Here is a 22,393-nt window from a genome sequence, read left to right as displayed (position 1 = left end):
CCGCACATCGCCCAAACACAGAACGTAGTAAACACAAATGTACGCCGTCCAAACGACCAACGCAGATCACCCGCCGTATACCGCATATCGCAAACGCCCACCATAAATCGCACATGGTTCACCGCACATTGTATATCATCCAGCGCCCACTGCACATCAGCTATCACTCATCACGTATTTTTCACCGCTCAACTCTCCCTACTCACCACCCAACCTAATGGCGTTGAACAATTGGCACAGCACACAGTCTATTGGCTAAGGCAAGAATCCGCTGTGCAGCCTTTTACTAAAAAAAAAGAAGCTGCCTCATAAGTAGAATTCACTACTTTGGAGACAGCCTCTCGTTTGAGCCTATTTACTTGTTCACATCATAGTTCTAATCAATTACCTTTTTGCTGCGGAATTTCATCAGGAATTCATACACGACTGGTACTACTACAAGTGTCAGCAGCGTGGAACTGACCAAACCACCGATTACGGTCACACCGAGCCCCTTAGAGATAATTCCAGCACTGTTTTCAAGTCCAGTAACCAATGGCAGCAATGCACCAATCGTTGCAAGTGCAGTCATCAGGATTGGACGTAAACGTGTGCCACCTGCTTCAAGCAAGGCTTGACGCGTAGTGAGGCCTTCTTTTTCCTTATGAATAACGCGGTCGATAAGGACAATCGCATTCGTTACTACGATACCAATCAACATCAGCGCACCCATGAGCGAGGACACGTTTAAGGTTTCCCCAGCGATCAGAAGGGCAACGAGTACCCCGATCACTGTGAAAGGAAGTGAGAACAGGATAGCGAATGGTGCTAATCCACCGCCAAATGTAACCACAAGCACGAAGTATACGATGGCAATAGCAGCCGCCATAGCAATTCCTAATTGACCAAACGTATCATTGATCTGCTCGGTTACACCGCCGAAGGAAACAGTTACACCATCAGGCAATTCCATAGCGTCTATTTTTTCTTTCACGCTGTTCGAAGCGCTATTCACGTCACTCGAAATAATTTCGGCAGTAACATCTACCTTCATTTTACCGTCCATACGAGTAATCGAGTCAGGGGAGGAGCCATTTTCAATTTTAGCGACTTGCCCGATTGGCACGGAGATGCCTAGTGGGGAAGTCAAAGTAGCCTCTTCCATTTCTTTAATGCTCTTATACGTTTCTTTATCTGTTTCGATATAGACTTTGTAGTTCTTGCCGTCCAATTCTACTTCTGTGAGCACTGGACGTGTGCCTGCTGGACTCAGCTTCATCGCAATTTGTCCGGCTGTAAGTCCAAGGGAGCTAAGCTTCTGTTGATCCGCTACAATCGTATATTGATCGTAAGCTTCCTTGAGACTTGTTTCTGCGTCTTTGAAATTAGTGGTGTCAGCCTGTACGATTGAGGCAATCTCATCCGCGACTGGCTTCAGCTGATCCAGTTCATCTCCGAATACATTCACGGTCAGAGTGCTTCCACCCATGCCTCCACTCATCAGAGCGGACATGTCACCCCATACACCATCTGGCACTTCTGCGGTCAAACCTTCAATAAGCTTCTCTTTAACAGCTTCAAAATCAGGAGTGTCACTATCATAAACGATGAAAAATAGTCCTGAATTGCTGGATCCACCCATACCCATCGGGCTTCCGCCGCCAATGGAATATTGCATTTTGTCTATATGCTTCTGCGCTAAAATGTATTTTTCAGCTTTCAGACCTTGCTCTTGAACTTCCTCAATCCGTTGTCCAGCCTTTGGTGAATAAGTAAGCATTACGGTTTTATCCTCTTGGGATGGCATAAAGCTTACACCAATAGGTTTGATTAAGAACAAGCTGCCTGCAAGGAGAAGAACGGCAACTCCAAAAGTAACGAGCTTATGAGAAAGACACCAGTTCAGAATCTTTTGATAGCCAGCAGATAGTTTGTCTGGTTTCTCGCTGTGAGTTTTTTTACCTTTCAATCCATTACGGAACAACGAGTGAGCCATTGCAGGAACTAGGGTAATCGCAACTACTAATGAAGCGAGCAGGGCGAAGACCATGGTTAGAGCGAAAGGCAAGAACAGCTCACCAACCATACCACTAACCAAAGCAAGTGGTAAGAACACCGCGATGGTTACAATTGTAGAGGACATGATAGGCACGAACATTTCACGTGTGGCCGCACTGATTAATTCTCTGCCCTTCAGCTTCTCACCAGATAAGGAGAGTCGTCGATATATGTTCTCTATGACTACAATCGAGTCATCGACTACCCGCCCGATCGCGACCGTCATCGCTCCCAGTGTCATCATATTAAGCGTAATGTCCATCTGCCGCAGACACAGCACTGCGATCAGCAGGGATAATGGAATAGAGATGATGGAAATAATCGTCGAACGAATATTCCGCAGGAACACCAAAATGATAATTACTGCGAATAAGGCACCAAATACCGCTTTGGACAACATCGTATTTACGGAGTCCTCAATGGGCTTACCTTGGTCAAGTAGAACAGTAAGGTCAATGCCTTTATATTGTGCTTTTAATTCTTCAGTTTTGTCTTTAACGCCATTTACAACATCAACAGTGTTGGCATCATTGGCTTTGACAATCTGAATACCGATCGATTCTTTACCATTTGTACGGGAGATGGATTCAGAATTGCCCACAACTTCAATCGTGGCCAGCTCTCCCAGCTTCACGGTTGGAAGTCCCATACTTGCAGCTCCGCCAGGAGCTACATTTCCAGCGCCTGCGCCAGCAGCTCCGTTAGCAGCACCAGCATCAATGCCGGCAGCTCCAGTAGCTCCAGTAGCACCAGCAGCGTTAGCGCCAGTTGGCATTACCGGAATGGTTACATTTTTAAGATCCTCAACGGTAGTGATGTTGCCGTCCACGACAACTGCCTTTTGAGCTTTGTCCATTTCGAACAATCCGAGTGGAACACGGAGGGAAGAGCCTTGAATGATACCTTTAACGGTATCTTCGGTCAGTCCATATTGGCTGAGCTTATCTTGATTGAATTTAAGTGATACTTCTTTGACGTATTGACCAGAGATTTGAATAGAAGCGACACCCTCAACATCCTCTAGGGCCGGGCGAATATCGTTCTCAGCAATGCGGGTCAGTTCCTCAAGATCCTGGGTATCCCCGTTAGAAAGACTGAGGGAGACAACAGGCATTGAGCTAAGACTAAAGCGGGAAATGGAAGGCTTCTGCACATTGTCAGGTAATGAGACTTCATTTAATGATTCGCGCACTGCTGCTGTAGCATTATCCAGATTTGTTCCATAATCGAATTCAATTTGGATACTGGAGGCATTCTCCAGAGAAGTGGAGGTGATCGTCTTTACACCATCCACATTGCGGAGCTTTTGCTCCAACGGTTTGCTGACATCATTAACGACGCCTTCTGGTGCGGCCCCCGGATAAATGGTTGTTACGCTAAGATAGGGTATACTAATATTAGGCAAGGTTTCTTGCTTCATCGTCAGTCCGCTATATAAACCGGCAAACACAATAATTATCGTCAGAAGCCAAATGGCAAATTTGTTCCTGAGCGAGAAATTAATTAAGCTTTTCATAAGTTTCGTTTCTGCTCCTCTCGGCCCTTTTCTTTACGAAATAAGGCGCCATTATAAAAAATCATAATACTCACTATCCATGACTTTCTCTCTACCGAACTCTTCTTAGAGTCAATTAACGAAATACACATGAATTGTGCGGAATTGAGGCAATTAGCTTCCTCAGCTCTTCCAATTCTGCTGTGAGCTCAGAGCAGGATTGGAGGTTGGACAGCATCCCCTGAATGATTGCTTTTCGCGGGTGAGGGATAAGGACTTCACCTTCCAGAATGTTGAGCGATTCCAGCAGATCGGCTGCTTCTTCGGATGCTATACTATCTAGTTTACTGATCGCAGTCTTCATTTCTTTAATGAGCTGTAATGGATTTTTTCGTTTGTTCTCCTCATTCTCCGCCATCCAGTTTGCTAAAGTAGCAGAGTTGATTAGCGGAGCCTGTTTACTAGTAAGCAAGCCAGACACGATCATATCCATTAAATTCATTAGATGATCTGCCATATCGGCAATAGGTACCTGCGTATCCTTACGAAAAATAACCGCAATATAAGATTTGATGAGACCATGTCCGATCATACATAAATCTCCGGTATAGGGAACGACGTCTTTTCCGTAGAGCAACTCCATTTTCACCTGGAACCATCTTAAGAAGGAAGCGTTGTTTCTACGCAGCCAGTCCGGGACTTCAGTATCAAATCCTTTGCCCGCAACCTCCTGAATTTGACGCTGCAAGAACTCGCGTAATTCGTACACATGACTTAGCAGAATTTCTATCTGATTCCTAAGCTTCTCACGTGGTGTTCGTCGGGTTTCCTGTTCTTCACGTAACAAGGGGTCCCGAATCATCCGATAACAATAAAGGAAGATACTGCGCTCCAGTTCTTCTTTTGATTTAAATACCAGATATAAACTGCCCTTCGAAATCCCGCATAATTCAGCTATCTCTTGCATGGATGTGGACGAGGAGCCTTTTACAGCGAATAACTGCATAGCAATCTTAATAATCTGCTCCTGCTTATCAACAGTTTTATCATTCATTAAAGGATTAACCTCCTTTCTGACTACCCGGTTCTATAATTGACTAGTTGGTCAGAATAATTATATTCTATACAACCAGGCATTACAAATATCGGAACAGAAGGGTTACAGTTTTGTCGTAAATAGACTTTAAACAGTAATTTGCTAGGAAGAAATGTGTTCTTCATGTAATATATAAAATGTGTCAATTTCGTGTTGCTTGTATGAATAAGAAGGTAGGTAGAGTATGAGAAGAGGACTTCAATCTATAATTATCATTGGGGCATTCATAGCATTTTATTATTTTGGTTTCGGCATTTTTGGGAGTACTGCGGGAACGATTATTAGTATCTTCTCCACTCTGACAGTCATTTCGATTAGCTTGGCTATTTTTATGGAGAACCGTAATCCTTCTACAACAATGTCATGGATCTTATTGCTTGCGTTGATCCCGGTGCTGGGACTGGTCTTCTATTTTCTATTTGGGCAAAATGTGTTCAAACGCCGTAAATATGATAAAAAGGCACAAAGAGACCTTATGGCCTACGAAAGAATTGAGAATGACGCTTTACGTACGCACCAAGATTGGTCAGTCTTTGATCCCTCGCGCCAAAAACTGCTGCTGTTATCCAAAACTTTAGCACGTACTCCTATTTCCTTTGCATCAGAAACTCGTATCCTCACTAATGGTGAAGAGACGTTTGGTACGTTATTGTTGGAGCTCCGTCAAGCTAAACATCACATTCATATGGAGTATTACATCTTCCGGGCGGACCACATTGGAACACGCATTAAACAAATTCTGATCGATAAAGCTCGCGCCGGTGTTGCAGTCAGATTTATGTATGATGCCGTTGGCAGTTTTCAGCTTTCCAAAGCTTTTTTGAAGGAAATGAGTGATGCCGGGGTTCAGGTGGCTTCGTACGGAAATTCAACATCCTTTTTTTCCAGCCGTGTGAATTACCGGAATCACCGTAAGATTGTTGTGATCGACGGCGATGTCGGATTCATGGGGGGGCTCAATGTAGGCGATGAATATTTAAGCCGCAGTAAGACTTATGGGTTTTGGCGTGACACACATATGTTGGTTAGAGGCGAAGCGGTACGGACGATGCAAATTATTTTCCTGCAAGATTGGATGCACACTACGGGCGAAAAAATACTGGAGCAAGACTATCTCACTCCGCAGCTTCGCTTTATGACAGGTGATGGTGCCGTACAGATTATTGCTAGTGGGCCGGATAACGAACGTCGTGCGCTCAAAAACATTTTCTTCTCCATGATCACTTCTGCCGAGAAATCGGTGTGGATTGCCAGTCCATATTTTATTCCTGATGAGGACATCTTAACTGCACTGCGTGTAGCTGCTGTTTCTGGTTTAGATGTGCGATTGTTATTCCCGGCTAAGCCGGATAAATGGATTCCGTTTCTGGCTTCACACTCTTATTTTCCGGCGTTGCTGGAAGCTGGCGTGAAGATTTATGAATATGAAAAGGGATTTATCCACTCGAAGCTGCTTATCGTTGATGGTGAAATAGCGACCATTGGCACGGCCAATATGGATATGCGCAGCTTCCACCTTAACTTTGAAGTGAATGCACTACTGATTCAGACGGAGAGCGTTGCTCGTATTGTTGCTGATTTTGAACGGGATTTATTATCTACCAGCTTAATTGAGCATGAGGAATTTATGAATAAGCGTATGGTGATCCGTATACTGGAATCTGCTGCTCGGCTTATGTCACCGTTACTATAACCCAAAAACCACCGCAGAGGGTGTGATCCCTCATCTGCGGTGGTTTTTGCTTTAAAAAGTGGTTAAACCCAAGGTGGTCTGCAACCGGAACAGAATGTACTTGAACCAAGTTACTTCGCCCTGATAAGCTTCAAGAGGCAGAGTATACTCATGGTCCTCGTTATTCCACAGTCGATTGAAGTAGGTTTCCATCTCGGTATAAAGAGGCTGATCTTGTTTTACAGATACCCACAGATTATTCTCCAGGTTGTAGTCATCCAGATTGCGTGTCGTAAAATTGGTGGAACCGCCAAGTATGATGGAACTTCCAGTCTGTTTGGCAATGAAGAGCAACTTTGGATGATATTGCTCTTTGGTCGTATTGTACCAGCGAATAGAGATCTCTCCGTTTGTACGCTTGTTCAAGTTCATGGCAACTGGACGGTTAGGAATGCCGATTTTATCACGGCCGAAGGCGTTCTGATTGGGGTCCAGTATCAATTTTACCGTAGCGCCTCGTCCGGTAGCCTCTACCAATTCATCGAGAATGGCATCATCGGCAAGGTAGAACATACCCATCCAAATGGTGTCACCCTTCTGCGCAGATTGGAGGGCTTGCCGTGCATATTTATATATTTTTCCTTCCGTTAAATAGCGGACCTCCATAGATTCTTCAGAGTGCTGATCCTTCTCCTTGGTGAAGTCTGGCTCATAAGTGAGTAGTGGCCCTGCATCCGAAAGATTGGCCGCGGCTTGTTCCGTCTGGAGAATATCAGCAATAATTGGGCCTTGTACTTCCAGAGCGATATTGGAATGATAGGCGCTGGCATCATGGATATTTCCTGAGGAGACTAGAGCGGTATTCTCACTAACAACCACCTTACGGTGGTTAGCCTTCACATTAAGTAGCTTCAAATAAGAACGTGCGGTAATATCCGGTCCTCCGCTGGCCATAAGATTGGGAATCCGGCCTTCGCCCGACTGTCCGAACCATTGAATAAAGGTACGCCAGACAGCGGAATAAGCAGGCGTAGAATCGCGTAGAGCATTTACATCGGTCAAAATCACTTTAATCCCCGCAGCCTTCAATTCTTCCAGAAGATGATTGGGTGCAGAGTTGTAATTGGTATTAACCTCATCTGTAATGAAGACGATCTCCATCTCAGGATAAGTTGTTTTTTGTAAAATAAGCTTGTCCGTCAACATTCGGCTGACCGGAGGAAAGGACTGATCTTTATGGGTATAATCATTGAAAAGAAAGAGGTCAATCACCAAAAATTCTTTGGACTCCTCGATAATTTGTAGAATCCTCGAAAGAATCTGACTCTCTTGAGTGCCCGTGGCTGTACCGTCCGAATAGGTCAGGTCGTGCCAGAAGGATACATGATTCGTTTTGTATATAGGGCTTTCATAGGAAATGCCGCTGGGTAGAGATTTGTGTGTCTGATAAATCATTACGCCGGTTAACCAGAGGATTAGAATGACGAAAGCCCATAACACCCGTGTACGGCGGCGTGTACCGGAACGTTTCTTCGTAGTTAAACCGGGAGTGTAGTTTATTTCTTTAGGTTTATAGGGGTGAACGGGTTGCTGACGATCTGAATTCATGGAAGTTCCTCCTGAAATTATTGCAGAGCACTTCCTTGTGATTGTTATGCTCCGGTGTATTACCAACCTATTAACACCTAGTGGAGCGAAATGAAGCAGCCCAAATATCCTTAACAGTAATGAAATAACATTCGGCTAGCTATAATGAGTTTGAGCGATTAGTAGGATGTTTATGAAATTAATGATTACGAAACCGGAGAATTGTAATCGCTAACCTCATATTGTAAATTCATCTGTAGGGATATGTTATAATAAATCGAGTTTGGAAATAGGAGGAACGCAGCATGAATCATACGCCAGAAGAGGCCGTGCCATATGATGCGACTAGGCAGTCTGGCGCAGATCATGGCAAGGACCTACCGGCTGCAGAGGCTTCTGACAAAAGATCTTTATTGCCTACATCGAAGACAGGCGAACGCAAAATTGAACATGTACGCCTTTGCCTAAATGAGGAAGTAGGTGGCGTCGGTGTGACTACAGGGTTTGAACATTACAGATTTCAGCATAATGCTCTGCCAGAGCTGAATTTCGACGATATATCATTGCAGACTACGTTTTTGGATCGTAAGCTGCGTACGCCGCTGCTCATCAGCTCGATGACAGGTGGCAGTGCAGCTACAGGAGCGATTAATGCCCGGTTAGCCGCAGCTGCGCAGCGTCGGGGTTGGGCGCTGGGTGTAGGTTCGGTTCGGGCGGCAGTGGAGCGTTCTGAGCTTACGGCAACCTTTTATGTGCGGGATCAAGCGCCTGATATTCCGGTTATCGCCAATATTGGTGCTGTACAGCTGTCCTATGGTTTTGGGATTGAGGAATGTCGCCGGGCTGTGGATATCGCAGGTGCTGATTTTCTTGTACTACATCTGAATGGCCTGCAAGAGGTCTTTCAACCGGAAGGGAACACTGGTTTTGCCTCTTTGCTATCGCAGATAGAGAAGGTATGCCGGGCACTTGAAGTCCCTGTAGGTGTGAAAGAAGTAGGCTGGGGCATTGATGGAGATGCAGCTGCACGTCTTTATAATGCAGGAGCGGCTTTTATTGATGTTGCGGGTGCAGGCGGGACATCCTGGAGTCAGGTGGAGAAGTTCCGCAGTGTAGATCCTATACGGCGGGCAGCGGCGGAGGTTTTCGCGGATTGGGGCACTCCAACAGCTGATTGTATCACAGAGGTGCGTGCAGTTTCTCCGCAGGGCGCTTTGATTGGCAGCGGCGGACTGAAACATGGCGTGGATGCAGCGAAAGCATTGGCACTTGGAGCTGATCTGGCAGGCTTTGGCCGCAATCTGTTAGGGCCGGCTGTCGATTCTGAAGAGGCGCTGGATGCTGCATTAGCACAGGTAGAACTGGAGCTAAAAATAGCAATGTTTGGTATTGGCGCTCCAGATTTAGCAACTTTACGTGGAACTTCCCGTTTAATACGTAAATAGGATGGTAAATATTGAAGCGAGGAAGTGAGTAAGATTATGATTAAACTGATCCATATGGATGAGTCGGCCTTTCAATTTTTCTTAGGTCAAGCTACCCGGGATTATGCGGAAGATAAGATCAGCGCCGGTGCTTGGGATCCAGAGATCGCGATGAAGCTGTCTGAGGAAGCTATAACACGCTCTTTGCCAAAAGGGCTGCACACAGATGGTGCTTATCTATATTCCATAGTAGAAATAAGCAGTGATGAACAGGTGGGTTATATCTGGTTTAACGTAAGTGAAGGCCGTGGTGGCCGCGAGGCTTTCATTTATGATTTTTATGTTTTTGAACCGTTCCAGAGTAAGGGTTATGGCAAGCAGGCTATGATCGCACTCGATGAAGAAGCCCGGGAGATGAATGTTACCAAAATCGGGTTGCACGTCTTCGGCCAGAACAATCGTGCATTTGAGCTATACAAAAAAATGGGGTATATCGTAACTGACATCACGATGTCTAAAGATCTATAGTCCATAAGGTGAGGACCTCGAAAGAGGTCTTTTTTTGTTGTTCTACTGAATTATTATGTAAATAATTGTGATAAATATATTTGATTTAGGATGATTAGGAAAATATGATTAAAAAATAAATTCCTGAAAATGGATTAAGTCATAAAGAGAGAAAAGGGGGGATTAAGGTGAGGCCAAGGACTGTATCGTGGGTGGTTGTTTCCGCAGTAGTATTACTATTACTGGTTAGCTGCAACAGTGGCAATTTACCAGGAAAGAAGAAATCTGAGTCTGAGCAAGTTCAGGCAAGTCCGGTTGCACCGCTAGCCTCTTCAGCTTTAGTTGAAGAACAATCGAAAGTAGCGTTGCCTTCATTGACAGTGGAAAAAAGGCTAGAAGATTTTGATTACATGTGGAAGATTATTGAGGAGAACTATCCTTTCCTAGAGGTGAATAAACGTCTCAATGGAGAGGATTGGCTTGCTAAAAAAGAGGAATACCGCAATAAAATAGCAGCCGTGAAATCGGATGATGAGTTTTTGAGACGAATGAGATTTGTCCTTAGCAGATTAAACAATGGGCATACGAATTTTATATCCAAGGAGGAATATCCTTGGTACCTACATACCTATGTTCAGGCAGGTTTTGGTTATGAACCTTGGATCGACGTGGTTCAACAGCCTAACGTATTGGCCCGTTACAACCAGAAACCTTTAACGGAGCAGCAAAACTCTAATGAACTCAATAACGATATACATAATGGTGGAGATGGAGTAGGAGATGTAACAAAAAAGACTTCTGGGAATGTAAAAAAAGTCATTATAGAGCCCGATCGAATCGCTTATCTCGGCATGCAAAGCTTTGACGGGAGTCTCATGGAGATGGACAGCTCCGAGATCCATGATTTTTTAATAGAGGTAAAGGACTATAAGACCTTAATATTAGATATCCGTGGAAATGGGGGAGGAAACAGTAATTATTGGAGAATTCATATTGTTCCTCTGTTGATTAATAAACCTATCGAATATAATACATACTTCCTTTATACAAGAGGCAAATATGCGGAGACTTTTATGCAGGCACGTCAGATCACAGCCGGGCAACAACCTATTTCCGGCATCAAAGATGAGCAACTGCCTAATCTGCCATCTGAGGCTTTAAAGATGTTCAAGACATATAGAAAAATAAATGATGTAGTAACTCCTAATAAATCTGTTGGATTTGAAGGGAAAATCTATTTGCTGGTAGATAGCTCTGTGTATTCATCAGCGGAAGGTCTTGCAGCCTTTGCAAAAGGCACCGGGTTTGCAACGGTTGTAGGCGGCAGGACAGGTGGGGATGGACTAGGGATAGATCCGCTTGTTGTTGCATTGCCAAATAGCGGTTATGTATTCAGGTTTTCCTTTGAAATGGGTCTGAATTCTGATGGAAGTTGTAATGAAGAGGTAAAGACTGTGCCTGATGTGGAGGTTGATCCAGATAAATCTAAGCCATTACTGGACCAGCCGGCGATAAAAAAGGTATTAGAGCTTGCGCGTTCGGACACATCTGCTTGACATCCGGTGTTGCTGGCGAATATGTTCTAATATATAATGGTTTAGATCGTATAGCTTATTCGGATGATCAATTTAGCTGAAAATAGGAGTTGTCATATAAATGGCTTTGAAAGCTGGAATCGTCGGTCTTCCTAACGTAGGAAAATCCACATTGTTTAATGCGATAACGCAAGCGGGAGCAGAATCCGCTAACTACCCTTTTTGTACCATTGACCCTAACGTTGGTGTTGTTGAAGTTCCAGACGAACGTCTTGATAAACTGACTGAGCTGGTACAGCCGAACAAGACCGTACCTACTGCTTTTGAATTTGTGGATATTGCTGGTCTCGTGCGTGGTGCGAGTAAAGGAGAAGGACTAGGCAACAAGTTCCTGGCCCATATCCGTGAAGTAGATGCTATCGTGCATGTGGTTCGTTGTTTTGAAGATGAGAACGTTACCCACGTTGATGGAAAAGTAAATCCGATCAGCGACATCCAGACCATTAATCTGGAGCTGATTCTTGCTGATATTGAGAGCATTGAGAAGCGGATTGAGCGTTCCCGTAAGAATATCAAAGGCGGCGACAAGAAATACGCTCAAGAAGTTGAACTGCTAGAACGCGTCAAAGAAGTGCTCTACGAAGATAAACCTGCACGCAGTATAGAATTGTCTGATGACGAGAAGCTTATTATTCGTGATCTTCATTTGTTAACATTGAAGCCAGTGCTGTATGCGGCGAATGTAAGTGAAGATGAAGTGGCAAGTGCTGAGGACAATCCTTATGTACAGCAAGTTCGTGATTTCGCAGCTACTGAAGGTGCAGAAGTGGTTCCGATCAGTGCTAAGGTGGAAGCAGAAATTGCTGAGCTTGAAGGCGAAGATAAAGCTATGTTCCTGGAAGAGCTGGGACTGGAAGAATCCGGCCTTAACCGGTTGATTAAAGCGGCTTATAAACTGCTTGGCTTGTATACGTATTTCACAGCAGGCGTTCAGGAAGTTCGGGCGTGGACGATTCGCCGCGGCACCAAAGCACCTGGAGCTGCCGGTGTGATTCATACAGATTTCGAACGCGGATTTATCCGTGCTGAAGTAGTGGCTTACGCGGATCTTGTGGCAGCTGGTTCCATGAACGGTGCGAAGGAACGTGGTCAACTACGTCTTGAAGGTAAAGAATATTTGGTGCAAGACGGCGACGTAATGCATTTCCGTTTTAACGTTTAAGAAGTTTTAAGTGTACGAATGATAAAGGGGTCATCTCGAGCAGTGGGAGTTTCTATTGCTGGGATGATCCTTTTTAAAAATATAAGCTTTTTATTAAGGTATTGTGCGTACGGAACTGTAGCCATTTCACAATATCTTTGGTATAATATAAAGTCGTATATCTATTTTTATGACAGTACAAATTTGATGTTATATTTGCGAATTTGAAATTGAATCAGGAGAGGTGAATTCCCTTGTTGGACCGATTGCAATCCCTGGCGGACCGCTATGAGAAGCTCAGTGAACTGCTTTGTGATCCGGATGTTGCAAACGACAGTAAGAAACTGAGGGACTATTCCAAAGAACAATCAGACCTACAGCCCGCATTTGAGGCGTATACTGAATATAAGAGTGTAATGGAAGAGCTTGAAGCTGCTAAGCAGATGCAAGGCGAAAAGCTTGATGATGAGATGAAAGAAATGGTCAAGATGGAAATTGATGACCTTTCCAAACGTCAAGTGGAGCTGGAAGAGAGAATCCGCGTATTGCTGCTGCCTAAAGACCCGAATGATGATAAGAACGTAATCGTTGAAATTCGTGGTGCAGCGGGTGGAGATGAAGCAGCATTGTTCGCTTCAGACCTTTACCGGATGTACACTCGTTATGCTGATGCACAAGGATGGCGCGTTGAGTTAATGGATGTTAACGCGAGTGATCTTGGTGGATTCAAAGAGGTAATCTTCCTTATTAACGGCCGTGGTGCATACAGTAAGCTGAAATACGAAAGTGGTGCGCATCGCGTACAACGTATCCCAGCGACCGAATCCGGAGGTCGTATTCACACCTCTACTTCTACGGTGTCTGTGATGCCGGAAGCTGAGGCTTTTGAGATCGAGATCCATGATAAAGATATTCGCGTGGATACCTTCTGTTCTAGTGGTGCAGGCGGACAGTCTGTAAATACGACCAAGTCTGCAGTACGTGTAACCCATGTACCTACAGGCATCGTTGCTACCTGTCAGGACGGTAAGTCACAGAACTCCAATAAAGAAAAAGCGCTGCAAGTGCTTCGTGCCCGTATCTCTGATATGAAACGGCAGGAAGAAGAAGCGAAGTATGCCGGTGAACGGAAGAGCAAAGTAGGTACGGGTGACCGTAGTGAGCGCATTCGGACGTATAACTTCCCACAGAGCCGGGTTACAGACCATCGTATTGGCCTGACACTGCACCGTTTGGAGCAGGTTATGAACGGAGAAATCACTGAAATTATCTCAGCCCTTTCAATCGCTGAACAAGCTGACTTGATGGATAATATGGATAATGGAGAATAATGCTTTGAACGATGGCGTATATGTCATGTCGGAAGTCAAAAGCATCCGGGAAGCCTTTGCGGAGGCTTCTTCTTTTTTGAGCCGGAGCGGCTGCAATGAACCGCAGCGCAGTGCACAATTGCTGCTGGAGCATGTGCTTGGAGTGTCTGGCGCAGCTTATTACATGGCGCTGGCAGATCCTTTTCCAGCTGCGGTTAAGGAAGCGTTTGAGGCGGGAGTTACCCGCCGGGGTGCTGGTGAGCCGGTGCAGTATATCATCGGTGAGCAGGAATTTTACGGGCGGCCTTTTGAGGTGACGCCTGACGTGCTTATTCCGCGGCCGGAGACGGAGCTGCTTGTCGAGGCGATTTTACGTTACGGTGCGGAGCTTTGGCCGGAAGGCGTCGTAACGCCGGGCGAAGCGGCGTTGGATAGCGCGGGCGGCGCTGCGGCCCGCAACGGAGGCGGCGCGGGGGACGCGCGCACCGCAAGACCGCTGACCGCCGTCGATATCGGCGCCGGCAGCGGTGCGATCTCCGTCACGTTGGCGGCGGAAGCGCCGGCGTGGCGGGTCTGCGCCGGCGATATTTCGCCGGCGGCTCTGGCTGTGGCCGAGCGCAACGCTTTGCGCAATGGCACAGCTGTGGACTTTCGGCTCGGCGATCTGCTCGAGCCGTTCGCGGGGATGGAGACGGATATTCTCGTCTCCAACCCGCCATACATCCCCGGCGAGGATATCGCCGGGCTGCAGCGTGAGGTGCGCGACCATGAGCCGCGCACTGCGCTGGATGGCGGAGCGGACGGGCTGGACCCGTACCGCCGCATGATGGAGCAGCTGATGCTGCTCCCGGCACCGCCGCGCCTGATCGGCTTTGAGCTTGGCTTCGGTCAAACTGAGCAAGTCGCTGCACTCCTTGCGGCAGCGGGCCATTGGACCGAGATTATCACCATTAATGATCTGGCTGGAATCCCGCGTCATGTGCTAGGCATAACGAGATAATATTGCCTGCTATGCAGAGGGTTCATTTTGTCCGGAGTAGAGAAATTGTATTTTCAATCCGACTTCCTTTACAATAGAATTTAGCAGGATTTCTTAGGGGATCATAAAGAAAGCCCAGATATAGAGTAGGGAGGCAGAGCGTGCTTCAGAAGATTAAAAAGATTGATGGTGCTATTGTAGTCGTTCTGTTATTACTCATGGTGGTCAGCATCTTCGCCATATATAGCGTTACTCATGGAAGAGAGAAGCTGGACGGACATCATATTCGTATGATGATGTATTATGCTATTGGTTTTGTAGCTTTTATTGGAATGACCTTTTTGGATTACAGAATATTAGTGAAATATGCGATATATATTTATTTGTTTGGGATAGGGATGCTGGTGCTCGTCAGCTTTTTGGGCGAGACCAAAAATAATGCGCAAGGTTGGTTGACCCTGCCGGGGGGCCTGAGTCTGCAGCCTGCAGAGCTGTTCAAGCTGATATTAATTCTTTTTCTGGCAGCCATGCTTGTCCGCAAGAATAAGAGTAAGCTTCTGTTCTGGCGGGATGTTGTACCGCTCGGCCTTCTGACCTTGTTTCCGTTCCTTATTGTCCTTACCCAAAATGACCTTGGGAATGCCTTGTCTTACGTTGTGATTCTTGCGGGTCTGTTGTGGATTGGCAATATTAAATACACGCATGCATTAATCGGGCTGGTCATCGTGGCTAGTTCTGCGATTGCAGGAATTATGAGTTATATCCATTATCACGATGAAATTAAAACCTTCCTAACGGATATTGGACGATCTCACTGGATTGAACGTTTTGATCCTTGGCTTGTTCCAGACAAAGCGACATCCAAAGCCCTTTATCATACTAAAAACGCCAAGCTGGCGATTGCATCAGGTGGAATGAGCGGCGAAGGCTACATGAACGGCAGCTCCGTTCAGACGGATCGGGTGCCATATACGTATTCAGATTCTATCTTTGTGCAGATTGCCGAAGAATTTGGGTTTGTAGGTTCGGCGTTTGTGTTGCTGCTGTACTTTATTTTGATTCACCGGATGATTCTGATTGCGCTGGAGTCTAGGGATAGAGCTGGCCCTTTCCTGATTGTCGGTGTTGTCGCGATGATGTTGTATCAGATTTTTGAGAATATCGGCGCATTTATCGGCTTGATGCCCTTGACTGGTATTACGTTACCTTTCATCAGCTTCGGGGGTACATCACTGCTCATTAATATGGCCAGCATCGGGCTGGTAATGAGTGTGCGCCTGCACGGGCAAGAAGTGGAAGAGGATTTTCCTAAACCTACTCCTTATGCAGCTGCCAAACAGGTGTAACCACGAAATAAAGTAGAACCGTCAGGTCCTTATTGTTTAATAGGGGTGCTGGCGGTTCTTTTTGATGGAGGACGGCTTCGTCGGATTGGTGTAATACGTAATACGGGCCGTTTCAGGTAAGCAGGCTGGAAGTAATTCGTATTCGTATTTGTATCCTGACTCGGACTCAGATGCCCTTATACTCGAATATTAACTACGTATTGGATAGTATCGGACCGCAAAGACGTTATTTGATCAAAAAGACTGGATTTACTGCAAAATGGCAAGTAATAACGACTCTGGAGTCCGCAAAAGTTCCCGTAAAGCAATAAATCCATAAATAAAGTCTGCGGAGTCCGTTAGGTTTGGATCATAGAGTAAAATCACGTCAGAGTGTAATTTTAATAGAAAGATATTTTATAGATTGGCTACATAAATTTGGAATTATATTCACGAATGTTCTACAATAGAAAGGAACGACTTTCCCTGAGAGAGGAGAGTTGAAACCTTAACAGAGTAAGGGGCTTGCAGATGCTTCAAAAGTTCAAAAAGATTGATAAGGTAATCGTTACTGTTCTGATTATGTTGATGGTGATTAGTATTTTTTCAATATACAGTGTAACCAATGGAAGAATAACGCCTCCGATGAAATTGGATGGATTTCATTTACAAATGCTTAAATACTATATTTTAGGTTTTGTAGTTTTTATTGTGCTCGCTTTTGTGGACTTTAAGATATTTGTTAAACATGCACTTTATATTTATCTCTTGGGCTTAGTCTTGTTAGTGTCGGTTAGTTTTATTGGTAAAGTAGAGAACGGTGCTCAATTGGGACTTGAGATCGGTGGACTTAGGTTTCAGCCTGCCGAGCTGTTTAAATTGGTATTGATTCTTTTTTTATCATCGATCTTAATTCGAAAACAAGGGTCTACCTTAACCTTCTGGAAAGGGATTGTTCCTCTCACCATTCTTACGTTCATTCCATTTGGTATAGTGATTATGCAAAATGATTTGGGGAATGCCCTTAGCTACATCGTAATATTAATTGGACTTTTATGGATTGGGAATATCAAATTGTCGCATGCGCTCATCGGCTTGCTTATAGTGGGTGGGATTGGTCTTGCTGGGATTTTGAGCTATATAAACTATCATGATGAAGCAGTCAATTTTTTTGAAGGCATTGGTAAGGATCATTTAGTGGAGCGGTTTGACCCTTGGCTGGTACCTGATTTAGCGACAGAGAAGGCGAGCTATCACACGAAAAATGCCAAAATAGCTATAGCCTCCGGGGGAATGAGTGGGGAGGGATATATGCAGGGCAGCTCTGTGCAGAATAATCGTGTCCCATATACCTATTCGGATGCGATATTCGTGCAGATTGCCGAGGAGTTTGGATTTGTGGGGTCTGCGCTGCTGCTCTTGCTCTTTTTTATTTTGCTGCATCGGATGATATTGATTGCTCTCGAGAGTAAGGAGCGTAGCGGACCATTTCTAATCATTGGAATTACGGCTATGCTGTTGTATCAAATTCTTGAGAATGTTGGAGCTTTTATCGGCCTGATGCCGTTGACAGGAATAACACTTCCGTTTATCAGTTATGGAGGCACGTCTCTTCTGATTAATATGGCCAGCATGGGGGTCGTGATGAGCGTGCATCTTTATGGGCAGGATGTAGAGGAAGATTTGCAGCTGCATAAGGAGCTGGCATTGAAGTTATAAATTTAATAGATTCATAGGTTTGCAGTCTCTTATCTCCGGGCATACTACTAGCATGAGAGTTAAGAGGAGAGGGGCTGCAACAAATGAACGATAATCATATGGATAAAAGAGATTCCTTACGTGTAACTTTTAAGTATACTGCCATTTTAATTTGTTTTTTTATGGTCCTCATGATGGCTTGGGAAGGTCAAAAAACCGATGCTGCAGTAGCTGAAGTATCTATTCCCCAAGAATCTATCCGGTTACGTATTCTGGCTAATTCTGACGGAGCGCAAGATCAGCTGGTGAAGCGGCAAATTCGCGATAAAATTGTGGAGCAAATGAACCAGTGGGTATCTGCTCTTGAGGATCCACAGAGCTTGGAGCAGGCACGTGCTCTGATTAGAAATCATCTGCCGGAGCTTAACGCGTTGGTTGGATCAGAGCTGGAGAAACGGGGCATTGAATATTCCTATAAAGTGGAGCTGGGCGTAGTCCCTTTTCCAACCAAATTATACGGTGGCACCGTCTATCCTGCTGGGGAGTATGAAGCTGTTCGGGTCACACTTGGTGCGGGCAAGGGGCAAAATTGGTGGTGTGTACTGTTTCCTCCGCTTTGCTTTATCGATGCAGGCTCTGGAGATGCGGCAGCACCTGCTGCTGACAAAGGTACAAAAACAGTGTCCGCTGCTGGTGCGGATAACAGTGCTAAGGTGAAATCAGCAGCTGCAAAAACAGTGCAGGCTGATTCCTCGGCAGGAAGTGCTTCATCAGGAGAAACTGCTGCTGAGCCAGAGGTACGGTTCTTCGTCTGGGAGCTGCTGCAGAACCTTTGGAACTGGATCAGTGGATTATGGTCGTAAGACCCCAGATATGTTACTATTTTATAAGCAGATCTATCACGGCTCCCTACTGGGGCCGTTTTTTTGCTAAGCTAAATTATATCTTCTAGAAAGCCTGTGATGAGAATGAGTGAACACAATAATCCTTTATTCGCCGTTCAGCGGCGGAGTGGAAATAGAGATGAGACTGTATACTGGAAGTTGAATTCCGCTGAGGGAACGAACTCTGAGGTATTTCAGCCGAATGAAGCTGACAAGCTGGCGATAGCGGAGGCAGCAACAATGCTTCGTGAAGGCGGAACCGTGGCTTTTACAACCGAAACCGTCTACGGGCTAGGGGCGGATGCCCGAAATACGGCGGCAGTTGAGGCTGTTTTTGCGGCAAAAGGACGGCCCTCTGACAATCCGTTAATTGTGCATATTGCGGATACGGCAGCTTTGGACGAGCTTGTTGCAGAGGTGCATCCTAAGGCGGCCGCGTTGATGGCAGCTTATTGGCCTGGTCCGCTGACAGTTGTGCTTCCTGTTCGTGAAGGTGTACTGTCGCCCTGTGTGACGGCGGGTTTGGATACGGTTGGTGTGCGGATGCCGGATCATCCGGTAGCTCTAGCACTGATAAGTGCCGCAGGTTGTCCAGTTGCGGCGCCCAGTGCTAATCGTTCGGGTCGCCCGAGCCCGACATTAGCTTCGCATGTGATGGAAGATTTGGCTGGATACATTGATGGCGTCCTTGATGGTGGTGCTGCTGGAGTTGGACTAGAGTCAACAGTCGTGCAGGTACAGCCTGACGGAAAAGTTGCTGTGCTGCGCCCCGGCGGGATTACTTCGGAACAATTGGCTGCAGTGGTGGGAGCAGAAGCTGTAAGCTCAGAGCCCGGTAATGCTGAGACAACTGCTGCCGCAACCGCAACCGCTACTGTCTTGGCTGATTCGGGGACGACAAACTCTGTTATTGATTTCAGTACTGCTGAGCCAATCACAGCTAAAGCAACTACCGCGCAATCTTCAGCGGATTGCCTGAATGTTAACAATCGTGAGCCTTTCGAAAGGGCTTCCGCATCTATTGAGAAGTATGGTGCGGATGCTGCTGGCGATATTTCGGCGCCGCGCGCGCCGGGCATGAAGTACACGCACTACGCACCGCGCGGCTGGCTTGGTGTAGTGCGCGGCTCTTCCCCGCAGCGCGTGGCGGATGAAGCCGCTAGTCAACTTCAGGCGGCGCAGCTAAACGGCGAGGTCACGGGCTTGCTCCTCTTCGAGGAGCATAAGGCCCTTTATCCCGCCGACCCTGCCGCCTGTGTTCTTTCCCTCGGCTCGTTATCCTCGCTGGAGGAAGGGGCTCGCTCCCTATATGCCGCCTTGCGGCGCTTCGATGAAGCGGGAGCGACTTACATCTTAGCCGAGGCTTGCCCGTATACCGGCCTCGGCGCTGCCATTATGAACCGGCTTATGAAAGCCGCCGGCGGATCTGTCATCGACGCCGGATAACCACGGCATTGCTTTTTCGTATATGACTCCCATATGAAGTCATGAATACCCCCTTGTCCGCATATCGTTGTTGTACAAGATATTTCGGACTTGGGGGGTTAAGCATGGGCTTAGGAGATGTATATACCGAATGGGGGCAGATTGTTACCATTACTATAATGGCGGTTGCATTAGGGATGGATGCCTTTTCGCTCGGTGTAGGGATCGGGATGAAAGGTATTCGTCTGCTGCATGTTCTGCAAATGAGTCTGCTCATTGCTGTTTTTCATATGCTGATGCCTCTCCTGGGTTTATTGACAGGAAGTTATGTCGGACACCTGTTAGGTCAAGTAACGACTTATGCTGCTGGAGGTCTTCTAGTTCTTTTGGGCGGGCATATGGTGTACAACTCCTTTCGTCCGGATACAGGAAGCTCACGAGCTATGGATCATCGAACCTTGTGGGGGATGATACTTCTTTCGCTCAGTGTCAGTATTGACTCTTTCTCCGTGGGTGTATCACTGGGGATGTTTGTGAATGGAGTACTTTTGACCATCTTAGCCTTCGGTGCTTGCGGGGGACTAATGTCGATTCTAGGGTTGCTAATTGGACGGCATGTCAGTCGTGGTCTCGGGGATTATGGAGAAGCGCTAGGCGGTGCAATACTTCTTGGGTTTGGCTTGCTATTCATCTTTTGATACAATAACGGCATTAGAATATTTAATTTCATGGGGGTGCAAAACATGCTGCATATTTTATTCGTCTGCACCGGGAATACATGCCGAAGTCCTATGGCTGAGGGGCTTTTACGAAAGCTCGCGAAGGAACGTGGAATCGACCTGGAAGTGCGGTCTGCAGGTGTATCCGCCATTTCCGGTACTTCTATATCAGGACATGCTGCAGCTATACTGCAGGAAGAAGGAATTCATGATTTAATGGAGTCGTCACAATTGACAGGTCAAGCTGTCGCTTGGGCCGACCTTGTGCTGACCTTGACGGGTGGGCATAAGCAGCATTTGCTGCAGTATTTTCCGGATGCTGTAACGAAAACCTATACATTGAAGGAATACGTGCATAATGAAGATGCGGTGACGGAAGATATCAAGGAATTGGACAGCCTTTACGCAGATGCGGAGTTGAGCTTAGCCCTTGGTGGTGAACCGAATGCAACGGATCTGCAGCGGATGATTGAGATTCGCCAGCGTATTCCGAGCTTCGATATTTCTGATCCATTTGGTGGCACGCGTGAGGACTATGAGCTAACTGCTGCTGAGATTCGCACTGCGCTATTCAGTTTGCTGGATAAGCTGGAAACCTTCCGCCATTTGTAAATGGTTGATTTTCAGTTCACTTTGCTTTAAGATGAAGTTACAAATAATCGGTTCCGATGTAACTGGCGACAAATGTGGATCAAACCACGATGGAGCATCGGAATAAACGGCCGGTCGCCTGGGCAAAAGAGCAAATCCGCAGCTACCTGCGGACTGCTCTTTTTTGTTTAAAATAAGCTTGTTTGAAGTTTGAGGAGGTAGAGTGATGGACGAAGTTGTGGAGCTATCATTAACTGAAGCCACCGTCACTGTGTTAAGGGAGTTGGCGGAGGCTGGTAACCTTGGGTCAGGCAAAATTGTTGTCGTCGGAGTGAGCACAAGTGAGGTTGCTGGTGTCCGGATTGGAACTGGTGGTGCACTTGAAGTTGCAGAACAACTGCTTGAAGGTGTTCGTTTAGTAGCAGCGGAAAAAGGATTTCATCCGGTGTATCAGTGCTGCGAGCATTTAAATCGTGCACTTGTCATGGAACGCTCTCTGCTAGAGTCACTTGGTCTGAAGGAAGTATCAGCTGTACCTATACGAGGTGCTGGAGGTTCGATGGCTACGGCTGCTTATCACGCTATGAAAGATCCTGTTTTGGCGGAAACGATAGAAGCTCATGCTGGTTTAGATATTGGCGAGACACTGATAGGAATGCATTTACGGCGGGTAGCCGTTCCTTTCCGTCCGACTCTACGATACATTGGAGCAGCCAGAGTGAATGCGGCATGGACCAGACCCCCACTAATTGGCGGGGAACGTGCGGTATATCGTGCTCCAGAACAAAGTGGTTCACAGTTTTGTGATTAACGAACTTTAGTTTTTATATTTTTTGCAGAAACGTAGACCTAAGTCTCTTTATGGCGGGCAAATCGTTTCTACTTAAATACAACATTTCTACACACAC

17 protein-coding genes and 1 riboswitch are annotated in these 22,393 nt (G+C 46.2%); of the genes, 14 read left to right on the top strand and 3 right to left on the bottom strand.

Annotated elements, in window-relative coordinates:
- Positions 1-376: 376 nt before the first annotated feature.
- Both NST40_RS29290 and NST40_RS29285 read right to left on the bottom strand, forming a co-directional pair.
- Complete coding sequence (locus tag NST40_RS29290; RefSeq protein ID WP_076276924.1) at positions 377-3,553, bottom strand: efflux RND transporter permease subunit; 3,177 nt, start codon at positions 3,551-3,553, stop codon at positions 377-379.
- A gap of 115 nt (positions 3,554-3,668) precedes the next feature.
- Positions 3,669-4,586, bottom strand: coding sequence for a TetR/AcrR family transcriptional regulator (locus NST40_RS29285; protein WP_076276923.1), 918 nt, complete (start codon positions 4,584-4,586; stop codon positions 3,669-3,671).
- Positions 4,587-4,812: 226 nt separating this feature from the next.
- On the opposite strand from NST40_RS29285, the gene cls reads away from it, so the two are divergent.
- Positions 4,813-6,321 carry a cardiolipin synthase gene (cls, locus tag NST40_RS29280; protein WP_076123942.1) on the top strand — a complete coding sequence of 503 codons (1,509 nt, stop codon included), beginning with the start codon at positions 4,813-4,815 and terminating at the stop codon, positions 6,319-6,321.
- Between the two features lie 51 nt (positions 6,322-6,372).
- On the opposite strand, the gene NST40_RS29275 is transcribed toward cls, so the two are convergent.
- Positions 6,373-7,908, bottom strand: coding sequence for a phospholipase D family protein (locus NST40_RS29275; protein ID WP_342410256.1), 1,536 nt, complete (start codon positions 7,906-7,908; stop codon positions 6,373-6,375).
- A 284-nt stretch (positions 7,909-8,192) separates the two neighbouring features.
- Between NST40_RS29275 and fni the strand changes: the two genes are divergently transcribed.
- The 13 genes from fni to NST40_RS29210 all read left to right on the top strand — a co-directional run bounded on the left by fni (position 8,193) and on the right by NST40_RS29210 (position 22,296).
- Positions 8,193-9,332, top strand: coding sequence for a type 2 isopentenyl-diphosphate Delta-isomerase (gene fni / locus NST40_RS29270; RefSeq protein ID WP_342410255.1), 1,140 nt, complete (start codon positions 8,193-8,195; stop codon positions 9,330-9,332).
- A gap of 36 nt (positions 9,333-9,368) precedes the next feature.
- Complete coding sequence (locus NST40_RS29265) at positions 9,369-9,839, top strand: GNAT family N-acetyltransferase (RefSeq protein ID WP_232061473.1); 471 nt, start codon at positions 9,369-9,371, stop codon at positions 9,837-9,839.
- A gap of 167 nt (positions 9,840-10,006) precedes the next feature.
- Positions 10,007-11,374 carry a S41 family peptidase gene (locus NST40_RS29260; RefSeq protein ID WP_342410254.1) on the top strand — a complete coding sequence of 456 codons (1,368 nt, stop codon included), beginning with the start codon at positions 10,007-10,009 and terminating at the stop codon, positions 11,372-11,374.
- Between the two features lie 100 nt (positions 11,375-11,474).
- Positions 11,475-12,575: a redox-regulated ATPase YchF gene (gene ychF / locus NST40_RS29255; protein ID WP_036681604.1), complete on the top strand. Its 1,101-nt coding sequence runs from the start codon at positions 11,475-11,477 to the stop codon at positions 12,573-12,575.
- A 233-nt stretch (positions 12,576-12,808) separates the two neighbouring features.
- Complete coding sequence (gene prfA / locus NST40_RS29250) at positions 12,809-13,885, top strand: peptide chain release factor 1 (protein ID WP_036681601.1); 1,077 nt, start codon at positions 12,809-12,811, stop codon at positions 13,883-13,885.
- A gap of 25 nt (positions 13,886-13,910) precedes the next feature.
- On the top strand, positions 13,911-14,864 hold the full coding sequence (prmC, locus tag NST40_RS29245) for a peptide chain release factor N(5)-glutamine methyltransferase (RefSeq protein ID WP_342410930.1): 954 nt from the start codon (positions 13,911-13,913) through the stop codon (positions 14,862-14,864).
- A gap of 140 nt (positions 14,865-15,004) precedes the next feature.
- The gene (locus NST40_RS29240; RefSeq protein WP_076276921.1) at positions 15,005-16,189 is read left to right on the top strand and encodes an FtsW/RodA/SpoVE family cell cycle protein; all 1,185 of its coding nucleotides are present in this window, start codon (positions 15,005-15,007) and stop codon (positions 16,187-16,189) included.
- Positions 16,190-16,699: 510 nt separating this feature from the next.
- Entirely contained in the window at positions 16,700-17,887 is a 1,188-nt protein-coding gene (locus tag NST40_RS29235) for an FtsW/RodA/SpoVE family cell cycle protein (protein WP_076276920.1), read from the top strand.
- A gap of 83 nt (positions 17,888-17,970) precedes the next feature.
- Positions 17,971-18,729 carry a stage II sporulation protein R gene (spoIIR, locus tag NST40_RS29230; protein ID WP_081382511.1) on the top strand — a complete coding sequence of 253 codons (759 nt, stop codon included), beginning with the start codon at positions 17,971-17,973 and terminating at the stop codon, positions 18,727-18,729.
- A 105-nt stretch (positions 18,730-18,834) separates the two neighbouring features.
- Positions 18,835-20,196, top strand: a complete 1,362-nt coding sequence (locus NST40_RS29225; RefSeq protein WP_342410253.1) for an L-threonylcarbamoyladenylate synthase — start codon at positions 18,835-18,837, stop codon at positions 20,194-20,196.
- Positions 20,197-20,300: 104 nt separating this feature from the next.
- Entirely contained in the window at positions 20,301-20,873 is a 573-nt protein-coding gene (locus NST40_RS29220) for a manganese efflux pump MntP family protein (protein ID WP_038573646.1), read from the top strand.
- A gap of 45 nt (positions 20,874-20,918) precedes the next feature.
- Positions 20,919-21,506: a low molecular weight protein arginine phosphatase gene (locus NST40_RS29215; RefSeq protein ID WP_342410252.1), complete on the top strand. Its 588-nt coding sequence runs from the start codon at positions 20,919-20,921 to the stop codon at positions 21,504-21,506.
- 48 nt (positions 21,507-21,554) lie between these two features.
- Positions 21,555-21,637: riboswitch (ZMP/ZTP riboswitch) on the top strand.
- 74 nt (positions 21,638-21,711) lie between these two features.
- On the top strand, positions 21,712-22,296 hold the full coding sequence (locus NST40_RS29210; RefSeq protein ID WP_076099682.1) for a TIGR01440 family protein: 585 nt from the start codon (positions 21,712-21,714) through the stop codon (positions 22,294-22,296).
- The last annotated feature ends 97 nt before the right edge of the window (positions 22,297-22,393 follow it).

The sequence above is a fragment of the Paenibacillus sp. FSL R10-2778 genome, assembly GCF_038593035.1.
Classification (GTDB): Bacteria; Bacillota; Bacilli; order Paenibacillales; family Paenibacillaceae; genus Paenibacillus_AQ; species Paenibacillus_AQ odorifer.
The sequence above is the reverse complement of the archived record's forward strand: the minus strand, read 5'-3'. Positions and strand labels throughout refer to the sequence as shown.